Source organism: Actinomycetota bacterium (genome assembly GCA_030018275.1).
Taxonomy (GTDB): Bacteria; Actinomycetota; Aquicultoria; order Subteraquimicrobiales; family Subteraquimicrobiaceae; genus Subteraquimicrobium.
The window spans coordinates 99448-122455 of the sequence record JASEGB010000004.1; the positions used below are offsets into that span (position 1 = coordinate 99448).

Genomic DNA, 23008 nt, shown 5'->3' on the forward strand with positions numbered 1-23008 from the left:
TTTGAGCTTTGGGCTTGGGGCTTGGGGGTTAGCCGAGCCAGATTATGAAGACTCCCACGAGCACCAGGATTGATCCCACAATCACCGGGGTCATGACCATCGGGCAGATGCCCCATAAGCCGATTCTCTTCTCAATCTCTATTAGGAAGGTGAGAAATACGGGTGTGATAAACAGGAAAGAACCAACCTTTGATGCCTCAACCAAACTTAAAGCCTGATACCACAACAGATAAGAAATAGCCGAGCAGACCACACCGAGAATCAAGATGAGCATCCAACCACCCGTGGGAATCCTCAAAAAAGCCGTTCCTTCCCTGTACAAGGCAAAAGGGATCAAGGGAATTGTCCCCAAGACGATGGTCACGGTGGTTGCAGTCAGAGGGTCGTATTTGGCGATGATCCTCTTCCCCATGACAGTAAATATCGCCCAAAGGATTGCTGCGAGAAGGATCCAAATCTCAAGATTAGAAAACCTGGTGAAAGGAGAAAAGGTACTTGGTCTTTCCCAATTCGCCACTATGCAGATCATACCCAAAAGGGATGCGGAGGCACCAACTATCTCCCCAAAATTGATCTTCTCGTAGAGGAGAAAGAAGGAAAAAATGAAGATAAAAATGGGAGCGGTATTGAGTAAAAAGCAAACATCGGAAGCCGGTGGAGCGTATGAGTACCTCTCGATGACTTGGAAAAGTTGAGCAAGGGTTACTCCAGCGAAACTGGCGCTTAAAAAGTTGATCAGCGATGAGCGATCAACCATGAGCGATCGGATATTTTTGATAAATTCACGTTGAGATAGGCGACTGCTACCGATTAGTGCCAGAAGAAAGATGGTGGCTATGAAGAATCTTGAGGCAATGAAGGTTGCCTTGGGGATGGAATCGAGTCCGATGATGGTTAATAGGAAGGAAAGCGCCCAAGTGAAGATGAAAGCTGTTAGCAAGGCAATGGCTTTTGCGAGGTCTCTAGTTTTCAGACGAATCCCTCCTCAAATGTAGAAACAGACCTTTAGGTCTGTTAGCTCCGAGCTCCGAGCTCCCAGAAAGAGGATACAGGATGCATGATACAGGATATGGGATGTGGGATGCAAGGTCGCTCACCTAAAATGTACATCAAATGGACTCCGAATTTGCCAAAAGTATACAGCGGGGAGAGGGGGACTTGAAAGCGGGAAGAATGAAACCAAGCTCCCGCGCTACAAGAGCTTTGAGCTAATCGAAGGTCGCTAGTTGAGAGTTGCTCATCAATTAAAAATAAGAAAATGAATCAGCAGGTAAAGCTATGTGAGGAGGTCTGACCCCGCATTATAGACGTTTTCCAAGACATAAACGATTTCAGCGGCAACTAAATCGCAAATAAATAGCTCAAAATCACCGCAACGACCCGTTCAAAGAATCTCTTACTACTATTTTAAATAATGAGGGGGTCGACATAGCCCCTCTGGGAATGTCGACCCCCTTTTTCTTTACAGGTCTAAAGACCTGTTGCTACGCTTATTTCTTGGTGCTTAGAGCCAAGCGTCTCTGGTACAATCCGTAGATCCCACTCACTATGAGCGTTGGTACGACTAACAGCTTGCCCGCAGGACTAGCCAGAAGCTTCTGGAACATGGGAACCGCATGATCCTCAATGTAAGGATCGGTGGTGGGAGGACCGAAGGGTAACCTGCTAGCCCAGTAGAAGCTGCCATCTCCTTGATGATATGGGTAAGTTGCCGCCAGGCGTGCTACATCAGCTGCATCGCCCATAAGAAGTGCCCTGTTGGGGCAAGCCTGCACGCAAGCGGTCACCCGCTGACCCGTGTAGGTGCCAACCCACATGCTCGCATCGCCTGGGACTCGTCTAGATTGCAAAGCGTCTTCAAAACCGTTTTTTCCATCGCGGATACCCCAGCACAGGTCGCATTTATACGCCTTGAGGTTGAGGCCATCGCCCCGACTGATCTTGGGATATCCACCTCGGGCACACTGCGTTGCACATTGGAAAGTGCATCTGATATCTAAGGGGTCACAATACTGCGTATCTGAAGGATAACCCGGGCGTGGAAATTGCTTGATGTGGACGGAACCGTCAGCCATCTTCGTGATGGCGCCCCTGGGGCACTGCTTCACACAGGGCGGATCTGGGCAGTGCCAGCAATTGTACTTGATGAAGGGTGGATTATCCACAGCCACTTGGGATTTCACCACCGTAACATCGTCGGATTCTATTCTCTCCGCCACACCGGTGGCATTTAGGTCCGGTGGCGATCCGCTATCGTCCAGACCCCAGTTGCGCTGGCAGGCAACCATACAGGCTCGACACTTGACACATCTATCAATCAGTTGAATTACCGCAAATGCCATCTCTCATCCCACCTCCTTTACAGCTTCTTCTTCTTTATCCTGCACAGACAAACCTTAGTCTCGGGCATCTTTGCATTAGCATCGAGGGCGTTGATGGTGAGCATGTTGGCGACCGCGGTGGATGAGTTAGCTCCCCTCTCAGCCCAGTGAATTGGTACGGCTACGGTGCCCTTTCCAACCCTCTGGTTGGACTGCAGACCAGTGCCCACTTCGGCGACGAAGGGTCCAACCAAGCCTCGATCCAGATCAAGCACCGATTCGTCCACGCCGTGATCGAAAGCGAGGTCTGTGGTCAGAGTAAGAGTTGTCTCATCTACGCTTAAAATTATCTTTTTCTCCTGATTTGAAGCACCGGCGTTGATCAGGATTTCATCCCAAGCTGCAAAACCAGCAGTGGAAGCGACGGTGAGAACATCTGTGCCAGCAACTGCAGGCGCCTTTAGGCTGGTTTTAACGGCGGTCCTCATGGAGATGATTTCCACATTGTCGCCGGAGACGATGCCGTAGTCAGCGGCATCGGCGGAGTTGATCTGGACGACGGGCTTGGGTACCAACTCAGATAACCAGGGGAGATTCCTGCTTATCTGTCCGCTGTGCCAATGCTCGGTCTGGCGGAAGGTGATGAGAACCAATGGGAACTCCGCCACCTCAACGGGTGTATCCGCCCAGTCAGCTGGATCTACGGGATCAACTCCAACGGGTGGATATTGCGCCCTCAAGTCCAAACGTGGGCTCTCCCAGGGCTCCCAGTGCTTGGGAGTTCTTCCATCATCCTCCGCCAGCTTGGTGTATGCCCTGTAGACGTAGCTGTAATCGACTGGAGTTGGTGGAGTATCGCTGGTGTGGTGGACGAATATCCTCGCCACCACGTCGGGTGCCACGAAGACATCGCCGACATCTCCCGGAGCTGCATCATTGTTGTAGAAGATTCTCCTGTTCAGGAGCCAGGAATGGGCGAATCCGGGATAGAGAGCGGTGCCTATAGGATCCGTGGTGGTGTCGCGAGCCTGGGAGCGGTTCTCATATCGCCCAGTCGCTACATCGAAGTCAGTTAGATCATTTTCAACTGTATCTCTTGCTCCAGGTTCCCAACCACCAAGTGTTGTACCTATTCCTGTACCCGGTGGTTGCTTACCACCGGCTCTGGAGTAGATCCAGACGGTTCCACCGCCGTAATTGGCACCAACAGCCGTTTCGTGATAGGACAAGGGTTTACACATCTGCTTGTACACTCTCTCGCAGTACCCGCTTTCTCCATCGTCCTTCAGGGTCTTCTTATAATCGTTGTTGCTCCAATTACTGCCATCATAGCCGTACTGACTGGTGAAGAGCATATCGTAGCGGTTCTCATATCCTGTTAGCAACGGAACTGCATTAAAGGCACCCTCATCATCCAGTTTCTTGGCAATATCCAGGATGATCTGAAAGTCAGTTCTGCAATGACCCTTTGGTGGTATTGCCTGATACCTCCAGGTGATCCAGTGACCGCTGTTGGTAACCGAGCCACATCTCTCCGCGAAGGAGGCGCAGGGCAAGAGGTAAGTGACACCATTCGTCTTTCTCTCGCAGTCGGCGGTCTCGGTAAAGAACATGTCCATTACCACCAGGGTATCCAATTCTTTGAGACCATCCCTTGCCAGGTTGGTGTTTGCCACCTGAACCGCTGGGTTCTGAGCCCAGACGATTAAGGCTTTGACATGACCCTCCTTTGCTTTCTTGAGCATCTCCAGGAGGGTATACCCCTTCGATGAACACATGTAGTTGTCATGGAGACTCTCGAGAGTTGCCACATCCACCACGGGATCATATCTTCCGTCGGCGAACCAGTAGTTGAGCATGTTGATGTAGCCAAGCTGTTGCAATCCATAGCTTGAGCCAGGTGGAAGGCTGCCATCCGCATTGACGGGGTTCCCGAAGAGCTTGTTCAGGAATGCACCATATCCCGTTCCCGTCGTTGGTGCCCCGATGTAACCGGGCAGCAGATTGGTAAGAACGCATATGTCACAAAGACCCTGGACATTGTTCCAACCACGAAGGGCGTTCACTCCGCCGCCGTACTTACCCATGTTGCCCAGGAGTAATTGCAGGATGGCGCAGTTGCGGATGTTCTGGGAACCGCAGGAGTGCTGGGTGGTACCCATGGCGTAGAGGATGGTACCCACCTTGTAGTCAGAGTCTCCGTAAGGTTTCTCGGTCTTCGCCCAGCTGTTGTTGATGTACATATTGGCGAGTCTCTCGAAATCGAGAACGCTACAACCACAGATATCTGCGACCGTTTCCGGATCGTAGGCAGCCACCCTGCTCTTGAGATACTGGAAGACAGAGCCTTTATCACTTAAGGTTACTCTCTTTGGCACATTGCGGACAAACCATCCTCCACCCATATCGAGAGTCTCGCGCTCATAGTCCATACGATTCTCACTCAGCTTGACCAGCTTGAACCAGGCATCAGTATGCTTAGGCCAACCGGTAACAGTCTTCTTCGCATAGTTAGGAGGAGGTCCGCTACCGTCATCAGCCCAGAATTCCCTATCTACTGTAGCTGTCAGGTAGCTACTGCCTAGGGTTCCAGCTTCAATCATATCAATGACCCGCTTCACCAGACCATTGATGATAGCGTTGTCAGTTCCTGGTCTGATGCGCACAAAGCAATCCGCCATGCCAGCTAACCTGGTCTTCCTGGGCTCGACGACGATGAGCTTGGCACCATTTGCTCTTGCCTCATTTATCCACTGCATGCTCGATGGGTGATTCTCAGCGGGGTTGCTGAAGACCAGGAACACTTTGGCGTTCTTGAAATCCGTATAATGATTGGTCATCGATCCTCTACCAAACGTGCGGCCGAGACCGACCACGGTGGTAGAGTGTCATATACGGGCGGAGTTGTCCGTGCTGTTGCAACCCATGAGTGAGAATACCTTGCGGAAGAGGTAGCCTTCCTCATTGTTGCAGGGAGTACCTCCGGCAAGACCTATCTGCGTGGGATCGCCACCAGGAGTATAATTTTTGGAATATGGCGCGAATGCGTTAGCTATCTCAGTTAGTGCGGTGTCCCAGGAAATATCGGACCAAGTGTCACCAGTCTTCTTCCAAGGACCATCCGTGTTGCATCCCGGGGGTCTTGTGCCACCGGGAACACCAATTCGGTTGGGGTTGTTCACCAGCTGGATGCTCGCCGAACCCTTGCTGCACAGGGCTCCTCTGCTGATCACGTGGTCCTCATCGCCGTAGATATCCACAACGTTTCCAGCGCCATCGACGGAGATTTTCAAGCCGCAATCGACGGAGCAGTACTGGCAGGAGCTTAAGACAGTACTCGCCACTTGAGCCTGCGCCACTGAGGGTCCGACTAGGGTCCAGTCAACCAAGGTACCAGTGGCACCAGCGGCAGCAGTGTACTTGAAGAAATCTCTTCTGGTTATGCCGCTTCTTTTGTCCTTTTTCTTTCTAGCCATCTAATCTTCCCTCCTTTCACCTTATTTGTTATGGCAGCGTTCACACACACCACGGTTGTCGGCTCTCAAGAGAGCAGAATCCATGGCGGGGTTCACGCCGGTTTGCAGTGAGTAATTCGGAAGCATCGTTGGTCTTCCCGCAACGGTTCCGGGTGAAAGAGATGCATTGGCGAAGCCCAACATCCGTGCATCGGTACCGTGTGCCCTGTGGCAGGTCAAGCACTCAATCCAGTCATCGACATTGTTTTCCCACACTCCTGCCTCTGTGGGATCGTGGTCGACTGGGATATCCACATAGGGTACGGCTGGATTCCAAGCCTGCCAATCGCTGGGCTCAAGGATCAAAGCTCTATCTCCAGCAACCCAGGTTGGATTGTACTTGGTGTTCTGCCACACCGTGAACGGCACATTCATGGGGTGACGGTGTCTGACCATTGGTCCGTAGCCGTCGCCGGCATCGTAGGCTTGATACACATTGGTGTCAGCGGCATGTGCTGCGGGAATGGTACCAAGAGCTCCCCTGGTGCAGTTGTAGAAACTGTTGGCATCTCTATTGGTGTAGCCAATTATCTCACTCTCGATGCCGATGTATGCCGTGTAATTACCATTTGGATCCTCAAAGTTCGAGGCATCGGCAACGGGGATAGTGGTTACAGCACCATCGATATCCACCGTGAGGCTACTTACCACGGATACCTGAGGCAGTCCAGCATCGATTAGATCATCGGTGGTCACACCTATCTTGGTCATGTAGTTCTCGTGACAGGCGATGCACCAACCGCTCATGCCCCTCTCATAGGCTGGACCAGTACCCACTGGATGTTCTCCCCGACCGTATCTTGCCGTGGTGTAGTTCGGTCTGTAATCCGGATACTGCCTGTGGAGACGGAATCCATGAGTGGGTTGTGGTGTTCCAAACACGGGATCGATTGTGCCCTTCAATGGATATCCAGTTTCACTGGAAATCACATATGGTAGAGGATCGGGGTCTATGGCTGTCACGAAGTCCTGTGACCATCTACCGACTTCGTGGGCGTTGACGATATCCTTCAAGATTCTGTAGTTCGTCGAACCGTGAGGGTCGTGGCAGGAACCACAATCCATCATGATGGCATTCGGTGGTCCGATGATCGTGCCGGCTCCACTTTCACCCCAGGCGGGCCAGGAAGCTCCATTGTACATGTGGAAGGAGGTTGTGGCATTTCCTCTGAAGGAGCTGAAGCCACCACCATTTAGTGCTGCATTTATCACCGAATCCGTTGCACCTCCCGGGGATACGCTGTCAAACATTCCCGATTCGACATCTGTGGCAGCACCGGGGGCAGCGGAACCATGGCAGACGTAGCAGAATTCAAAGAGGAGAGTTGCGGGACCAACAAGCAAGGCTTCACCTGGTCCACGCGGTGTGATTTCCCCTGTGATTCCCCGCTCGAGCCAGGTTATGCCACTGGTAGCGGTGTGTGCTCTATGGCAACCAGCACAAGCATCTGTATCTGCTACATATCCACCGTGGATAGCGAAGTTTGCATATGCTACTGAACCGGTGCAGAGGAAAATTGCTACCACGATTGCAAGGAGTAGACTGAATTTCCTCATCGTCTGGTCACCTCCTTCTTAGCACTCATTTCTCGAGTTATTCGCACCTTTACTTCCCTCCTTTACTCTCAAAAAATTTTGCAAAATTCATTCACCTCCATCTTTTCATAAAATAAATGACGTTAGAAAATTAGTTACATCTATATTGAGATTGCTTCACTCCGTTCGCAATGACAATTAGTAGTTGGTTCAGCAATGACAAGGTAGATTATTGGTGGGAGTTTAGTGGGAATAAACTATTAGACTGGGAAGATATTGTTAGAATAAATCCTTTGCGAGTTACATACCATTTGCAGTGAGGTAGGATTATATTGGATTTTGAAAATAAAAATGCTATCTAGACCCCTAGACAGCATCATTTCATTCTTTTATCCCCTCCCTCCTGCTAAAGCTTAGAGGGCAATAGTTATCAAAATATCAACGACCTTTAGTAATAGATTAAATGAGAATCCTATTCCTTATTCTTCCCCTTTGAATTCCCCTCTTTAAATTTGTGATTCGACAACTTTGTGAAAATTCCTTCTAAAAAATTAAAATTTTTTTAAAATTTTTGGCGCCGTTCAATAGATTGTTGCTAAAATTAGCAAAATAAAGGTAATTTCTATTTCTTCTTCTCGTACTTCTCGATGAATTCTTCGTAGTTGAGATGCTCGATTCCGAGCTCCTTGGCGGCTTCGCGAAGGGGCTCATGCTCCGCTAATATGCGAGATCTAAATAGTCCTCCCCTGGCCATAGCCAGAAGAGCTGCCGATTCTTCATCGTGTTTGAAGCGTTCCTCAAAGCTCTTAGCCAGGTCCACATTATATTTCCCTACCCTTAAGACATCCTCCATCTTGATTTCACCCCTACCAGCGGGCAGCTCTTGCCGATAATCCTTGAACCTCTCATAAGTACTTTCGACCACGTAGACCTTTCTTATCCTCCTTTGTATCAAATCGAGTTTGCGATTCTCCACGATTTTCTCCAAGAAGTCCTCGCGGGTGGGGAACTTTCTTCTTCTAAGCAACCACCACAGTGGCAACAGCAACAGTGGAAGCAGACAGCACCAGGGGAATTTAAATGGTGGTGGCTTGATGGGAACGGCGACCTCAATGGGCCAGGCCCATACCTCAACCCTGCTATTTCCATAGTCCGTCACATAAATCCAGCGTCCCATGGTATCGAGACTCTGTGGGAAATAAAATTGCCCAATTTCTATCCCTAACTCACCGAAGGCACAAAGGGGTGTCCCCTTTCTAGTGAGGACAAGAACATTGTGAGCCATAACATCGACCACATGGATGCGGTTTTTGTAACCAATGTCTATTCCGCGAGGTAATCCTCCCGTGGTGATGAAATACAAGAATTTGCCCTTGGGGCTGAAAACCTGTATGCGTCGATTGTTGCTATCAGCCACGAAAATCTTGCCGGTTTTATCCACGACGATGCCATTCGGGAAGGCGAATTCTCCCGGTTTTTCCCCTTCCCTCAAAGCCTGTCCCGTGGTTCCAAATTCAAGCTTCAAAAACCCATAAGGGTCGAAGACCAAAACCCTATGGATCTTTTGAATATCAGTCACATAGAGATTGCCTTTTCGATCGAAGGTTAAAGCCGTGGGTTGCCAGTCAAATTTTGGATCGTTATTGGGGATGTATTTCCTTATGAATTCACCCCTTGGGGTGAAAATGTAAATTCCCTCAAGCCTTCTATCGGTGACGTAGACATCGCCGCGCTTATCGAAGGCTATGTAAAGGGGTTTCTTGAGCTTGCCTTCCTCCCCCACCTCGCTGAAGGAGAAAAGATACGTTCCCTTTCTGGTAAACACGGAAATGCGACTATTGTACGTGTCAGCAACATAGACCCTTTTAGTCTTGGGGTGAACGGCGACTCCAACGGGCTTTTTCATGGGAGCCTTTGGGGTTCCATCGAAGAGAAAAAGGAACTTGGGGGGAGGAACTACCCTCTCCTCGGGAGCAACGACTCTGGGAATTGGAGCCTCTCTGGTTAAAAGATAATAAACCAGGGCAAAAATGAGGGCAGCCAAGAGGAGGAGAAGAATAATTAATAATATGATCTTCTTTCTCCGCCGTCTTCTCTCTTCTGGAGTTAACTCCCGCGGTTCCCGCGCTTCAGCAGCAGCTTCTTCCGCCAATTACTTCACCTGCATCCTGCATTACTGGATTCTATTTAGGGCTCGTTTAGCTTCTTTGAAATCTTGTCCTTCCTCTTTGGCAACTTCTATAGCCTTTTTATATGCAGCGATGGCTTCGTCCTTCAGCTCCTTTTTCTCGTAAGCGAGACCCATACCATAATGGGCATCGGCGAATTTTGGATCGAATCTCAAACACTGCCGAAATTCGGTGATGGCGTCGTCATAAGCACCCTTCTCTAAAAAGATTCTACCCAAAAAGAAGTGGCTATCAGCATCGGTTCGCCTGATCCCCAAAGCCTTTCTCACATAGATCACAGCATCGTCGTACTTTTTCTGTTTAAAGAGAATTACTCCCTTGTTGTAATAAGCTTGCTCAAGCCATCTGTTCTCCTTGGCAAATCCCGCTTTTTCGTAGAGTCTAATCTCCGTTTCAAACTGCTTTAGGGCTTTATCATAATCGCCCTTTCCCATATAGGCGATGCCCATAAAAACGATTGCCCCCTGATGCTCCTCATCCATCTTCAAAGCCTCCTTGAACTGATCAATGGCTTTATCATACAAACCTCTGGCCAAATAACTCCGTCCCAGTGCCACCCGAGCTTCTATATCCAGTGGATTTTTGCGAACCTGCTCGGCTAACTTTTCACCCCCTTCGTATACCACTGTCTTTTTAGCCATGCGATATCGAGAGGCAAGATAAAAAGCCCCGAAGACGGCTGCGGTAATGAGGATGAGCGCCACCATCACCCAGATAGCTCTATCCAACCATCGCTCCCCCGGGATAAATAGCCTGGCAAATTTCCGTATAGGAATTGCAGGTCTCATATGGTATCTCCTTTCAAAACTGTAAACTATAAGTGGGCAGGCACGAGACCCGCCACTACATCCATCTAATCCCAATAAAATTTTGAATTTATGATTCATTACTCCTGGTAAAATGGGGTTTCGAGGTCTGACCCCGGTTATCGGGGACCGAGGTGGCACTTGTAGCAGAGCTCAGTTCCGCCCCATTTGGCTATGAGTTTGCCCAACCTCACCTTGCCGTGGCAAGAATAACAGAGCTCAAAGCTGAAGCATCCTGTACCCTTTGGGTACTTCCTCTCATGGCACTCCGGGCACCTAAAGGGCTCAGTTTGGGTCATCTCGCAATGGGCTATGTGTACCATGAACGCCTTCCGCTTATCGGGTGGTATTGGCAATCTCCTGACTTCCAAGAACGGTACCCTGTACTCTGGATGACACTTGGTGCAGTTATCTCGAATTAGTATGGCTTTGGCTACCGTGGTGTGATGGCACTCTTGACAAAATTCTCGTTCTTTATGGCACATTCTACAGTTCCCGATGGCATCGGGAGGAGCATCTTTATGCACACCCATCCACGCGAGGGAATGAGGAATTGGGGTCCTATGGCAATCATCGCAATATTTCTGTCTGTGACAGACCACACATCCCTCGACACCAGCCTTCTGTTTGCCGTGCTCAGTTCGCCAGACCTCTGGTTTTTCGGTGTGATCCAAGGGTTTCACGCCCTTCGCAGTGTGACAGGCGTTGCAGAAATTGACATCGTGGCACATGAGACAGGAATCCATGTTTGTTTTGGCATCATCCTTATGCGTCTTGGTGCGAAATCCAATGGTATGTGTGATTGGGACCAAATTGAATTCCCTTGGATGGCAAACACCGCATTCCTCGGGGGCCACCAATCCCTGCTTGCTATGGCGAAGGCTGTGGCAGTTATAACATGAGTCCATGGGTGGTCGAAGGGTTACATCGGGAAGATGGGGAAATTGCGAATGGCAAACCTCACATCTAATTGCCCTTTCAAGGTGCACATCGTGATCGAAGATTAAAGCGGGATTCTTAAACGCATCCAGATCGCGATGGCAAGGAGCACATTTGGCAGAGGTTATGGGTAAACCAAGTTGAATTTCATAACCCCTTGTCACCGCTGGTTCAGGCAAGATGGTCTCGTAGGTATAAGTTTCAGCTGGAAGAGGACGGATACCCCTTTTAGCGTGACATCCCTCACAAGAACTTGCACTATGGCACATCATGCAACGGCGAAAGTTGGGTTCATTCTTATGGGTCGATGCCCGCCACTGGGGTGTATGAAATGCGGGTACTAAATTGAACCACCCTGGATGGCAAACGCGGCAGTCCTTCTTGCCTATTAGACCTCGACGAGAATGTCGAAGACCATGGCAACTATAGCACGATTCCATGGTGGACTTGATCGTTTTCCAAGGCTGATGTGGAAACTCAATGTGGCAGCCTTGGCATTCCACAAGGAGATGATAGGCGTGCTTGAAAATTATATTTGGATTCTTAAAGGCATCGAAATCACGATGACAGGGAGTACACTTGGATGCATAAACTGGGGAGCTGGTATCCATCAATGGAACTACGGTTGGGACCTGACTCCAAGCTGGAAAAATCACAAAAAATGCCACTAATATGCTCAAGGAGGCCAAAAATGCTATAAAAGCCAAAATTTTAAAGTGCTTTGAAATTATCCTCAAGATATCAAGGACCTCCCTTGCTCCAAATCCAATAATATTCTAATATTCCCCTTCGTGCCTCGACATAGCTCTGCTATTCTCCAATGAATGCACGCTTGGCAAAAGAGATAACAGCATAAATTATCTTTAACACCAGATTTTGCTCTCTAACCTCGGTATCCTTATGAATCATCCGAGCGTAGCCCGCAAAGCTTTCATTTGATCCCTTGTGACATATTCCACAGGTCTTAGCGATATTCTTCCCAGATACCTTCGCTACATCCGATTCAGTTGGCTGAACATCGTGGGCACCATGGCAATCCCAACAGGTTGGAGCATCAACTGCTCCCACCTTATAGGCTCTCCCATGGTAGTAGTCATTGTAACTCTCGTAACCATCCTTATGACACCCACCGCAAGACTCCTTGCATCCAGCACGGAACTTTAATCGCTGTTCCTCCACCCTCAAACTGCGGATGTCGTGTGATCCGTGACACTCACCGCAGGTTGCTCCCTTCTTCGGATCTCCCGCCAAAGCAAGTTTCCCATGAATGCTCTCCCTATAAACTTTGTACTGCTTATCATGACATCTTATACACGCCAAGCCAGCCACTCGTTGATATTCTTCAGCTGTAGGAACAGGATGAACTTCGTAAGTAAAATCGCGGTGACAGCTCGTGCAAAGAATATCCCTATGGGGAGATTTTTCAAACTCCGCGGGACTGACATATAAGGAAATCCTTTTGCCATCAACGATCTTTGCAAGATGTTTATCAGAGTGGCATACCAAACAACCAGAGCGACCCCTCACACCCAGAGTAAAAGGTATGGGAGCCTCAGCGGCGGGTAATTTTGCCTCGGGCTCCTTCAACGTAACCACCATTTGCAGAGCTGTTTTTCGTGCTGGTGTACAAGAGGTACAAAATACGGTCACTATGAGTAAAGATAACAGAACGAAAATAAACTTATAACCGTTGCAAGAAAATTTCTCTTTCAAATTTTCACTCCTCTCTACTCAACCTCGTGATGTTCACTTTTTATCTCATGCCCCTTTATCTCGTGTCCCTTTAAGTGACCTTCCATATGCCCATGCTCCGCGTGGGGTACATGTTCTACATGGGTTATGGGCACTATACCGAAGAAATCCAGGAAACTAGTCAAGCCCTCAGTGACCGAGAGATAGACATGAATCAAGGTAAACATTATGAGCAACATACACAGGCAATAATGAATAACCCTCGTCCAAGCGAGAGCCGTGGCCTCTCCCACAAAGGGTGTGGCCCAGAAAAGCAAAGGAGTGGGGAATAACATCGCAAATCCGGTGTAGACCATGAAGGCCAATGGTATTGGGAATAGAATTAAATAGGTCATCTTCTGCAAAGGATTGTACTTGGCGAGATGGGGTTTCTCGGATTTGATAAAGAGATAGTACATGAGAACGGCGGGCATGGCTTTGATCTCATGCCACCTGAGGATGAATTCATTCTTGTCCACATTGAATGCGTAAACCACACGGGAGACGAAATTGATGGTGACTATCACCCCACAAGTGTAGTGCAGATATCTCATGGCATCCCGCAGTCCGTAAACGAAGGGAAAGCGGATATACAATCCGGAAAGTGCGAGACAGATCATCCCCACTACATGGATGCCGTGCATGATTTTTGGTGTAGGGGGAATTACCTCTTCATGGGGTGGCCATTCCCATTTAACGAATCTTTTGTAGGCTCTACCCGTCAGCCAATTCCCAGCGAAGTGAATTACATACCAGAAAAGGAACATGATTAAAAGTAGAGCAAACCAAATTACATCCAGCCAAACATTGATTTCGGGTAAATATTTTGAAATTTTTAACACCTCCTAATCATTTATTCCCAATTATTGATTGGAAAAGACTTGTGAATTTTTTCTCTTATTATTTTAATATAACAACTTAAATTCCGAAAGGTTCTGTCATTAAAATAAAATTTTTTGCAGCCTAAAATATTCGCCATAAGAGCATAAAATCCTTCTTCCCCACTGATAAAAGACATGTTTAAAATACATAGTCGGGCAAAAGCCGACTATGTTACCCTAAATCTTGGTGGATTCGTTGATGGGATACTCCACGCTCTTCAATTCTTGGGCTCTATCGTCTTTATCTCTTCGGCTACCTTTTTAAAATCTTTTTTTATCTCTTCTACCTCATGAAATTCTTTCTTAACCTGTTTCTCAAGATCCTGTGATGCTTTCTGAAATTCCCTTATTGCTCTACCAATAGCCTTGGCTATATCGGGCAGCTTGCTCGGACCAAAGATGATCAAAGCAATGATCATAATAACTATAAGTTCCGGGACACCTAATCCAAACACTTCAAACCTCCTTGATTAATCCGGGGTCAGACCTCCCCACCTACTTCTACCTGCATCAATGAAATTTAATTTTAAGTTTCTTTCTTTAATTCCTCGATATCTTTTTCCACTTCCTTTAATTCTTCCTCCAATTCTCTCTTATAATCCTCAAGGGCACGCAAATATTCCTCTTTGCCCGGGAAATGTCGTGGTGCATGGAAGTAAAAACCAAAATAGGGAAATCCGAAACCAAACTCGCAGAATCTATGAAATCTACGCCTCATCGGCTGTACCTCCTAAACTCCGGCAAGAAAATGCCTATAACTAATTATAGCACCCTATAGCACTGGCAACTATCAAAGGGAAAGTAGACCTATAAGCCGGGTTCTGTCGAGGATGGTCATCTATCTAGACCCGATGTTGCCATCGAGCTCAAGCGGTCTACCCGAGAGTCCAACGTGGCGGGCCACCACATCCTCTCCTATTTGACCTTGCTCCGAGTGGGGTTTACCAAGCTCCCGATTCACCTCGGGACTGGTGGTCTTTTACACCACCGTTTCAGCTTTTGCCATTTGGATTCGGGGTCAGACCCAGACCAAATGACAGTTTTCTTTTCTGTGGCACTTTCCATCCCTCATGGGACCTGGGCGTTACCCAGCACCCTACCCTGTGGAGCCCGGACTTTCCTCCCCCATTAGTTGAAGTTTTGTTAGTTGGTAGTCGGGAGTTAGACATTTATGCTTTTTCGCTCCCAACTACCGACTCCTCACTACCAACTATGGGGGCGACCACCCGGTCTACTTCCCCACTTAAATTTATCAGATGACCTGCCCAAAGTCAACCTGGATATTTGAAGGGGATGAGGGATGAGTCTAGAGTCCTCCTTATCCTTCTGCAAATTGTCAGGGAGTCTTTCGCCAAACGATCGAATCTCTGTAACTTTGTATTTTCCTCTCTAGACTTCTCCCTCCAAATATCGGTTTTAGAACAGTTTTTCTTGCATTTGCCCAAGGATTTGTTTGCTCCATCTTTTATAGTCTTCAAGCCTCCAGTCTTTCCTACTTTCCTCCCTCCCCATGGCTAAATCATCTATGCCGCATCTCGCTTCAACACATGTAAGACAGGCTCCTGAACAATTTGTCGCCGGTTCAAATTTTTCTCCCTTCCGGATGTAAATCGGGATATCGATCCCCTCACAGTTCACAGAGGTCATAAAATCTTTATTCAAACCAATGGGTCTTCCATCCACCAATTGATATTCCATGCATAAAGCAAAGGTTAGACCGTGCTCACTGCACAACTCCCCGACCTTGGAAAACAGCTCTCTCCGATAGTTTATGCCGGCATTTAAATAACCATCGATTTCCTCCGTATACAACCGAGGATATTCTCCCCTAACCTTCGGATTGATTGCCGATAGTTCCTCCACGATTTCTTTCTTTATCTTCCACGGGATATCCATACAACTGGTGACGATATGCTTAGCACCGGCGGAAGCTGATCGAGAAACGAGTTGGGACAGGTTCTCTTCATCATCTGTGATGAGAGGGATGATGGGATCCATTCTGCAAACTACGTAGACGCCGGATTCAGCCAGCCTTTTCAGGTTATCGAATAGCTGATCGGTGGTTGCGCCCCCTGGCACCAAACGCCTTCTTAAATCCTCATCAATGGTTAATATACTCACCTGCCCAAAGGAATGACTTTGTCTTCGAATTAGATCAATGACTTCATCACTAACCGCTCCCTTGGTGATGAATTCTATGGGGATGTTACGCTCTGTGAAGACCTTTATAACCTTTTCAGAGAGGCGATACTTCTCATTTATGGGCTGAAAGGGATCAGTAACGGGACTGAGATATCCGGTGCTGGCTATATTAAGACCATCGAGTTGGCGTGCAACATTCCCGGCAAAATCCTTAAAAACACTGACTACATGATACCTGCGGAAAACTTGAAAGTATCCCCAGAAAGCGTGGGCATAACAAAAGAGGCAATTGTGAGTACAGCCATTATACGGATTTACGAGCATTCTTTCAGCGGTGCACTCCCTCTTCCCAGGCCACCAACCATGTAATTCCTTCCTGGAACCCTCCACCACGATGTGAGGAACTGGCTCTTTTATGACATCAAAAGTTAAAGTCCTAGCTCCAAATTCTACCTTCACTTGAGAAGGAATTCTCTCATGTGCGCATCTATATCCCATAGGAATTCGTCCTTCATTCCTGCGTTTCGAGTTGCGGATTTTGGGTTTCAACATTCGACCCCCGTCCTTCGACCAAGTTTATATCTTTATCTTTTCCTAGATTTGGAAACTTCTCCCAAAATACTCTCAGCATAAGCTGCGATATCGGCTATGCTGACTATGCCCACAACCCTTTGACCATCAACTATCGGCAAACGCCTCACCTCATATTTGGTCATGAGCTTAGCCGCGTCTAGAATGTCCGTTTGAGGAATGGCAGTGACAATTTCCCTGGTCATGCAATCCCTTACTTTGCAATCCTTGGGGTCTACACCCTCTCCGACCACCCTCGTTGCGATATCGCGATCCGTGAGCATCCCAACGAGCTTTCCATCTTCAAGAACTATAAGACATCCCACATTCTCTTCACCCATCCTCTTAGCAGCCTCAATCACCGGTGAATCGGGACCGATGGATACCACCCTCCTAGTCATCATATCCCCAAGCCACATTTATAACCCCTCCTTTCGCTGCTCGTTTCTCGACACTCATTTTCCCCTGCATATCATCCTATTGGTATCGAGGGACGAGTGCCGAGGGTCGAATTTATTTCCAAATATCGAATCCCGCTTTCTCTAATCTTATGAGGGAAGTATCGTAGGGATCGCAGGTTTCCTCCTCTAAATAATCCCAATAATCCACATCCCTCAAGTTTTTAAACATCTCCCTGCGCTCTGAGATGGGCATAAGTCTCGGATCGCTCATACTAGCTACATGGAAACTCACGCCGGCTCGCTTAAGATTTTTAATCGCTTGAAAGGGGAGCTTGTAGTAATCGCCGATTGCTCCGGTCCTTCTCTGAAACCCTTCCGCCGTTCCCGCTTTAAGGGATATCCTCACATAGATGTTGGGATATTTCTTCAAAGCCTTTGCATAACTGGGATCATGACCCAGAAGTATCCCATTACTTTCGAGGATAAACAGAAAATCGACGGAGGTCACTAAATCCAAAACCTTAAGCAGATGTGTTCGACACAGGGTGGGTTCTCCCCCGGAAATCCTTAAGCTTTTAACCTTGCTCTTTCTGGCATTTGAGACCAAGTTTTCGAAAACTTCCTCTGGAGTATAAAACTCACCATATTCCTCAGGAAAATCCCTGGAGAAGCTAACCCAACAAAAAACACATCTCAGGCAACACCCCACGGTGTAAGCCGTGGATATTCCCCGGTAAACCCCAGTGCAATAAAAAGCGGTATATTTACGAGAGGAATTGTGTCCTACAATTCCCTCAGTCCTTTTGGCAAGCTCCAGGGGATCAAAGGGCTTAAATCCTTTGGTTACATATCGCGGGTATTCCTCCATCCCACTGCTCCCATAAAATTTCGAATTTACGATTTATCTTTCCTAGTAAAGATGGGTTTCGAGGTCTGACCCTTGCAATACCTGCAATGTTTTTTCGCTGGACATTCTTCATGCTTCCCTTTGCGGCAATAATCCTTGCCCAACCTTACTAGAGCCGCTTCGAAATCCGAGAATTTGAACTTAGAAAGCTTAGCCTCCTCCCAAGTGCCTTTAAGACACCTAAGGATTCTTGCCCTCTCAGCTTCATCCTTGCCAAGAAATTTGGTAAAACCTAAATTTCTTGCAGCCAATATCGCTAAATCTTGCGGTAAGGGGTCGGCTTTCTCCCATATCTCCCTCAATTCACGCAAGAAGATATCGATGGTCACCGGTCCAACGCCTTTAAATTCTCTTAAGCTTTTCTCAAGATATCGAGGATCTTTCGCCCTTTCATGCAGCATATTTAAATTGCCTTGATACTTCTCATTGAGCATCTTCGCTATATCCAGAAGTTTTGTAGCCGTCTTAAAGTCGTAGCGGACGTATCCTCCATCATCCAAAATTTGCACCAGCCCATCCCAGCCCGTTTCCAAAATGGCATCCGGGGTTAAAACTTTCCTTCTTTCAAACTCCCGATAGGTGTTAAAGACAATTCCTTCCCCAATTCGCGTCCCAAAGAGTATGGAAGCCAGAAACCATTTAAAAATCTCCCCTGAATCCTTGCTCTCCAAATTTATCCTAAATACACTGGAAAACCTCCCACCTACTTCCCTTATTAGTTTCTCAATAACATCGCTCACTAGGGTCAGACCTCCTGCCTCCTGGGGTCAGGTCTTGACATTTGACACAAATTTGCTTTCTGTCATTGCAAGCGAGCAATCTCGTGAGTTTATTGATTGTAACCTTGAGATTGCTTCGTCGCCTTGTTCCTCGCAATGACAACTTGCCTGTATGGGTCCGCCACATTTTGTTTTGGGCGGGCACGGAGTCCCGCCCCTACATATTTAACAGACCTAAAGGTCTGTTTCTACGGAATCTATCTGGATTTCTACGTGGATTTGGAGATCATGCTCTCAGAGGTGTATTCTCCCACAATTGGGATGTGCCAACCACAATTGGAACACTTCTTGTCCGCAGTGATCTTGTACTCCACAATCGTGTAAGCGAGTCTTCTTATGAGTAATTTCCCACAACTGGGGCAATAAGTATCCTCATGCTTGTGGCCTGCAACATTACCCAAATAGGGAAAGAGCACACCGGCCCTTACGGCCATCTGGTAAGCGGCTTCTAAAGTTTTCACACTGGTGGGTGGATTATCAAACTTGTACGCTGGATAATACCGGGTAAAGTGGAGGGGGGTCTCTCTTCCCACCTCTCGTAAATGTCTTTCTATGACCCACCTCAGACATTCCTGCGAATCGTTTACCCCCGTGATCACCAAATTCACCACTTCCACATGGAGTCCCATTTTCTTGGCTTCCTTGGCGTTTCTCCAAACGATTTCGACATCGAGATTTCCGCAGTATTCACGGTAAACTCTGGCATCTCCTTTGAGATCGATTTTTATCGCATCCATGCCCGATTCAAACAGCATATGCATCGCTTCCAAACTCAAGTAGCCATTGGAAACGTAGCAGTTGTATAGACCCATCCCCCTGGAAATTTTGAATACGTCACAAGAGTATTCAAAGAGCAAAGTGGGTTCGTTGAAACTGACGCATATTCCTTTATCTCCATGATTCAAAGCCATTTCCACCATTGTTTCAGGAGAAATGTAGCGAGCCGAAGCTAATTGAGGTTTCCCTCTTGACAGGGAGAAGTTTTGACACCATGGGCAGCGGAAATTGCAAGACCACGTGGAGAAGGTGAAAGCAGTCGACCCGGGCCAGTAATGAAAAAAGGGCTTGATTTCTATCGGTCTACTCTCCGCCCCACTTATATCTCCATAGACCAAGGTATAAAGGGTCCCATCCAGATTCATTCTCGTCTTGCAGAAACCCTTCCCGCGGGGAGCGATCAAACACCTTCTTTCACATAAATGGCATCTAACTTTTTGAGCGGATAGCTTTTCGTAAAGTCTCGCTTCACGCACCGTGGGATATTGAAGCATCTCGTCCTCAAGGGACGAGGGTCGAGGTGGCTTCCTCACTTCCTCACTTCCCTCTAAACATCAACAGGTGGTATGAATTAGAGCATTTACCCTCTTAGTTTTAGAAAGTCTATTAAACTCCTCAATCGCCTCTGGGGTCTCAAGTGCAATTAGTTCTATCCCCGCCTTTTCAACTCTCTCCCGCACCTTATTGCTCACCCTCAAAAGACCAGATTGACCCGTCCCAATGATTATCGCCTGAGGATTGCCTCGCAACAACTTTTCCACTTCCCAATCGCCTATGGCATGGCTTGTGCCCAAAACATTCCGAAGTAAATTTCTATCCCTCGGTGTCACCCTCCCTCCGGCTATTAGAACATCGCCGTAACTTATCCCGTCGATTATAACCTCTCCGAAGCTAGTGGAATCGAATTTTATCATCCCAAAGCCCCCTTCTAAGACTATTTTAATTCATCCTGTTGAAAGAAAAAAACTGCAGCTAAAATGGGTAATTTTTAAAAAGAAATTTTAATAAATTTTCTTCAAATTTTCTTGACATCGTCTTCAATTTTGAGATAGGATGGATTCGGTCCCAAGAAGTCCTATAGAGGCTGAAAAGCAATTCCATTAGGACTCCAGGGCAAGCTAGTCGAGAGACTATCAGGGGATGCTAGGAGGACGAATGGAAGAGTGAGTAAGTCGCTTAGAGATTTCTTGGGACCAACTTTTAACCCCCCACGGTTAATAGAGGCAGGGTCTCGAAAACCCACTGGGGGGTTTGAAAGAAAAATATCAGGACCCATGACTTTCCCCATAACTAATGCAAGCATCCTCTGATTCCCAGACACTCACCTTTTTCAAGTGTATTCCATCGGGAAATGTTGCTTTAAGTTGATCAAAAAGATATCGAGTCAAATTTTCTCCAGTGGGGGAGAGCTCATCGAAAGGGTGTACTTCGTTTAAATACTTGTGGTCAAATTTTGAAAGAACTTCATCCACCTGAGATTTAAGTTTCCTAAAATCGTAAAGTAATTCTATGTCATTTAGTTCCTCGCCCTCAATTACAACTTCCACACGCCAGGTATGCCCATGAAGACCCGCACAATTGCCTGGATAACCTCGCAAGCTATGTGCCGCATCGAAATGTGTTTTGATTAAAAGCTCATACATTTAAATCACCTTAAATATTCGTCAATTGCTTTGTTCGCAAGCTTATCCGCCCCTGCATTTTCCTCCCTAGGAACATGATAAACTTCAACCCTCTTGTACGCTCTTAAAAAGCATTTTGCCTTGTCAAAGAGGGATTTTAAAGTCGGATTTTTCACCTTATAGGTTCCCTCAAGTTGCCGCACTAAAAGTTCGCTATCGGAATGAATCTGTATGGACTCCGCCCGCCCGTACGGGCGGGCAAGCTCTAAAGCTCGGAGGAGCGCTGAATATTCCGCAACATTATTGGTGGTTTCTCCAATATACTCACTCAGCTCGCAGAGCTTTAAGCCCCGTTCATCGAAGATGATTCCTCCAATTCCAGCAGGACCAGGGTTGCCACGTGCAGCCCCATCGACGTGCAAAATCAACCTGCGCCTGCCTTTGCCTCTCATCTTACCAATATCCTTCTGCAGTGGGGACACAGCCATAATTTATCCGAACGTAACATTTTATCCACCTCTTCGGCGGGGAGCTCAACATAACACCCTTGGCAAATTCCCTCTTCTATACTCACTACGGCGAGACCGTGCTTTTCTCCTCGTATTTCATCATATAGAGCAAGGAGATTTTGAGGGATTTGGAGAACGATTTTCTTCCTCTTCGAATCGAGCTCCTCCAGCTCTCCTTTGATTTCATCCACGACTTTGTGGTAGGCTTCCTCCGCTTCCTTGGTGGTTTGCTCCAAACTCGCGACTCTCCAGGAGAGCTCATCGACTTCTGAGGCAAGAGCCTCCACCACGTCCAACTGCTCCAATAATTCCGTTTCCATCTCATCCCTCCGCCTTTGAAGCATGTTCACTTCCCGCTGAATGCTTGCAAGTTCCTTAGGACTCTTCACCGCCCCGCTATACAGCTTCTTTTCTTCCCCTTCTATCTTTAGAGATAATAATTCCAGCTCTCCTTCCAGCTTCTTTTGCTTCCTCTCCTCATCCATCAGCAGCTTTTGCTTCGCGGGAAGGATATCTTTCACCACCTGTAACTCTCTCTTTAAATCGTTATATCTCTCCCTCTCGGGAAGATTCACCTCCCTCTCTCCAAGCTCATCCATGCGGGAATCGATCCTTTGAAGTTCGGCTAAAAATTCGAATTCTTTCATATCACAATTCCTGCTAATTAGCGGAAAGACTTCAAAAATTGATTGATTTAATATTAGCACAAAGGTATCTGGTCAAAAGAAAAGGGTGGTTCATCTCCACCCTTAGCGGGGAACAAGCCCAAAATTTTTGCGGCCGTAGGCCGCGCTACACAAAATTATCTATGCGATAAACAGACACCTACCACTTATCACCTACGCGGTGATAATTGGTTATGGAGATGAGCCCCCGCGCTACAGTAAATTTAAATGATGGGGTCTTTTTAGAGGATCATTTCGCCCGGATACTGATCGCTGATTTCCGGTCCTTGACGTAAGCGCAAAGAGCGCATACTGTTGCCAATTGCTCCTCGTTATAAGTCCGTTGTCAACCAAAATTTTTCCCAGAGGTTTCCCGCTCTCCTTCTGAGATTGCAGAGCTTGATTGAGTTGCTCCTCCGTGATGAGATTAGCGCGAATAAGAATTTCACCGATTTTCTCATGCGACCAAACCATTTTCATCCCCATACAGCTTATCGTCAAAAGCTGAATGGGGCTTTAAAAGTTGAAAGGGGCTTTACCTTCCGCCCATGAGTTCGGGTAAATCTAAAACCAGGAGCTTCAAATTCAAAATTTAAAACTCAAAATGAAAAATGACAATGTAAAATGTATTATTAACGAGTTAGGTTGACTTGTTAATAGTCCAAATGTATTATTAACGAGTTAGGTTAACACTTTGCCCTTTGACAAACGCAGGACA

The 23008-nt window shown here is 47.4% G+C and carries 21 protein-coding genes and 1 other RNA gene; all 22 read right to left on the reverse strand.

Features of this window, described 5'->3' with window-relative positions; all coding sequences use genetic code 11:
* Positions 1 to 28: 28 nt before the first annotated feature.
* The 22 genes from QMD66_02780 to QMD66_02885 all read right to left on the reverse strand — a co-directional run bounded on the left by QMD66_02780 (position 29) and on the right by QMD66_02885 (position 22272).
* Positions 29 to 940 (reverse strand): DMT family transporter, encoded by a 912-nt coding sequence (locus QMD66_02780; GenBank protein MDI6821789.1) that lies wholly within the window; start codon positions 938 to 940, stop codon positions 29 to 31.
* A gap of 550 nt (positions 941 to 1490) precedes the next feature.
* On the reverse strand, positions 1491 to 2342 hold the full coding sequence (locus QMD66_02785; protein MDI6821790.1) for a hypothetical protein: 852 nt from the start codon (positions 2340 to 2342) through the stop codon (positions 1491 to 1493).
* A 17-nt stretch (positions 2343 to 2359) separates the two neighbouring features.
* Complete coding sequence (locus QMD66_02790) at positions 2360 to 5161, reverse strand: molybdopterin-dependent oxidoreductase (GenBank protein MDI6821791.1); 2802 nt, start codon at positions 5159 to 5161, stop codon at positions 2360 to 2362.
* A 48-nt stretch (positions 5162 to 5209) separates the two neighbouring features.
* Positions 5210 to 5797, reverse strand: coding sequence for a twin-arginine translocation signal domain-containing protein (locus QMD66_02795; protein ID MDI6821792.1), 588 nt, complete (start codon positions 5795 to 5797; stop codon positions 5210 to 5212).
* Positions 5798 to 5818: 21 nt separating this feature from the next.
* Positions 5819 to 7393 carry a cytochrome c3 family protein gene (locus QMD66_02800; protein MDI6821793.1) on the reverse strand — a complete coding sequence of 525 codons (1575 nt, stop codon included), beginning with the start codon at positions 7391 to 7393 and terminating at the stop codon, positions 5819 to 5821.
* Between the two features lie 601 nt (positions 7394 to 7994).
* The gene (locus QMD66_02805; protein ID MDI6821794.1) at positions 7995 to 9524 is read right to left on the reverse strand and encodes a hypothetical protein; all 1530 of its coding nucleotides are present in this window, start codon (positions 9522 to 9524) and stop codon (positions 7995 to 7997) included.
* A gap of 21 nt (positions 9525 to 9545) precedes the next feature.
* Entirely contained in the window at positions 9546 to 10349 is an 804-nt protein-coding gene (locus QMD66_02810; GenBank protein ID MDI6821795.1) for a tetratricopeptide repeat protein, read from the reverse strand.
* A 137-nt stretch (positions 10350 to 10486) separates the two neighbouring features.
* Positions 10487 to 12043 carry a cytochrome c3 family protein gene (locus QMD66_02815; GenBank protein ID MDI6821796.1) on the reverse strand — a complete coding sequence of 519 codons (1557 nt, stop codon included), beginning with the start codon at positions 12041 to 12043 and terminating at the stop codon, positions 10487 to 10489.
* Between the two features lie 73 nt (positions 12044 to 12116).
* Positions 12117 to 12893 carry a cytochrome c3 family protein gene (locus tag QMD66_02820; GenBank protein ID MDI6821797.1) on the reverse strand — a complete coding sequence of 259 codons (777 nt, stop codon included), beginning with the start codon at positions 12891 to 12893 and terminating at the stop codon, positions 12117 to 12119.
* 140 nt (positions 12894 to 13033) lie between these two features.
* Positions 13034 to 13879, reverse strand: coding sequence for a cytochrome b/b6 domain-containing protein (locus QMD66_02825; GenBank protein ID MDI6821798.1), 846 nt, complete (start codon positions 13877 to 13879; stop codon positions 13034 to 13036).
* A 257-nt stretch (positions 13880 to 14136) separates the two neighbouring features.
* On the reverse strand, positions 14137 to 14373 hold the full coding sequence (locus tag QMD66_02830) for a TatA/E family twin arginine-targeting protein translocase (protein ID MDI6821799.1): 237 nt from the start codon (positions 14371 to 14373) through the stop codon (positions 14137 to 14139).
* Between the two features lie 71 nt (positions 14374 to 14444).
* Entirely contained in the window at positions 14445 to 14636 is a 192-nt protein-coding gene (locus tag QMD66_02835; protein ID MDI6821800.1) for a hypothetical protein, read from the reverse strand.
* Positions 14637 to 14712: 76 nt separating this feature from the next.
* Positions 14713 to 15156: RNase P RNA component class A (rnpB, locus tag QMD66_02840), an RNA gene on the reverse strand.
* 178 nt (positions 15157 to 15334) lie between these two features.
* Positions 15335 to 16519 (reverse strand): radical SAM protein, encoded by a 1185-nt coding sequence (locus QMD66_02845; protein MDI6821801.1) that lies wholly within the window; start codon positions 16517 to 16519, stop codon positions 15335 to 15337.
* Positions 16520 to 16644: 125 nt separating this feature from the next.
* Positions 16645 to 17049: a CBS domain-containing protein gene (locus QMD66_02850; protein ID MDI6821802.1), complete on the reverse strand. Its 405-nt coding sequence runs from the start codon at positions 17047 to 17049 to the stop codon at positions 16645 to 16647.
* A 94-nt stretch (positions 17050 to 17143) separates the two neighbouring features.
* Entirely contained in the window at positions 17144 to 17899 is a 756-nt protein-coding gene (locus QMD66_02855; GenBank protein MDI6821803.1) for a radical SAM protein, read from the reverse strand.
* A 26-nt stretch (positions 17900 to 17925) separates the two neighbouring features.
* Positions 17926 to 18678, reverse strand: coding sequence for a hypothetical protein (locus QMD66_02860; GenBank protein ID MDI6821804.1), 753 nt, complete (start codon positions 18676 to 18678; stop codon positions 17926 to 17928).
* Positions 18679 to 18926: 248 nt separating this feature from the next.
* On the reverse strand, positions 18927 to 20027 hold the full coding sequence (amrS, locus tag QMD66_02865) for an AmmeMemoRadiSam system radical SAM enzyme (protein ID MDI6821805.1): 1101 nt from the start codon (positions 20025 to 20027) through the stop codon (positions 18927 to 18929).
* A gap of 21 nt (positions 20028 to 20048) precedes the next feature.
* On the reverse strand, positions 20049 to 20408 hold the full coding sequence (locus QMD66_02870) for an MTH938/NDUFAF3 family protein (protein MDI6821806.1): 360 nt from the start codon (positions 20406 to 20408) through the stop codon (positions 20049 to 20051).
* A 351-nt stretch (positions 20409 to 20759) separates the two neighbouring features.
* Entirely contained in the window at positions 20760 to 21137 is a 378-nt protein-coding gene (gene queD / locus QMD66_02875; GenBank protein ID MDI6821807.1) for a 6-carboxytetrahydropterin synthase QueD, read from the reverse strand.
* A 5-nt stretch (positions 21138 to 21142) separates the two neighbouring features.
* Positions 21143 to 21568: a ribonuclease HI family protein gene (locus QMD66_02880; protein ID MDI6821808.1), complete on the reverse strand. Its 426-nt coding sequence runs from the start codon at positions 21566 to 21568 to the stop codon at positions 21143 to 21145.
* Positions 21565 to 22272 carry a C4-type zinc ribbon domain-containing protein gene (locus tag QMD66_02885; protein MDI6821809.1) on the reverse strand — a complete coding sequence of 236 codons (708 nt, stop codon included), beginning with the start codon at positions 22270 to 22272 and terminating at the stop codon, positions 21565 to 21567. Before QMD66_02885 ends, QMD66_02880 begins: the two co-directional genes overlap by 4 nt.
* Between the last annotated feature and the right edge of the window lie 736 nt (positions 22273 to 23008).